Source organism: Sulfoacidibacillus ferrooxidans, from assembly GCF_022606465.1.
Classification (GTDB): Bacteria; Bacillota; Bacilli; order Alicyclobacillales; family SLC66; genus Sulfoacidibacillus; species Sulfoacidibacillus ferrooxidans.
The window spans coordinates 1-586 of record NZ_JALBUF010000075.1 but is presented as its reverse complement, the minus strand read 5'-3'; the positions used below and the strand labels follow the sequence as shown (position 1 = coordinate 586).

Below are 586 nucleotides of genomic sequence, written 5' to 3'. Positions count from 1 at the left end.
CCTGCGTACGGCTCCCCAAGGCATATCGGTGTTCGCCCCGTCCTTCTTCGGCACCTAGCGCCTAGGCATCCCCCGTGCGCTCTTCCTACCTTATCCTCTTTCGTCTGCAGATCCACGTCGCATCTCTTCGTCAGCTTCTTTCCACGCCTCGGTCTCGTACCTACTTCGTACGCTCCCTCGTCGTGTCTCTTCGCTTCCTTGACCTGCTCGTGTCTCTTTGACGAATACCCTTCTGCCTTGCGTGAAAGATACGGCGTGTTCGTTTGTGCATCAAGGAGGGCATGACTTCGGATCTGCTTCGCAGCTCCTGGTCACTCTTTCTTCTCTAAAGACACTTGCATACACAGCACATACTCTTCTGCCTTGCGGGAAGGGCATGACCTCGAATCCACGGTGTGGATTCTGGTCACTTTCACCTTTCGTCATACGGTTGTCCGTGTGAGTAGCCAAAGGCTACCGCACATTCATCGTAGTTCGTTGGGTGGGACAGCAAATTCACATAGCATATGCACTATGCGCGTTGTGTCACTGTTGCTTTTGGCTTGATGCTACTACCCATCAAGTTCATCTGCATTCACGTGTTCAC

At 52.9% G+C, this 586-nt stretch carries 1 rRNA gene; it reads right to left on the bottom strand.

From position 1 onward, the window contains the following. Positions 1-96: ribosomal RNA gene (locus MM817_RS16440) — 23S ribosomal RNA — on the bottom strand; the annotation flags it as partial. Positions 97-586: the final 490 nt, after the last annotated feature.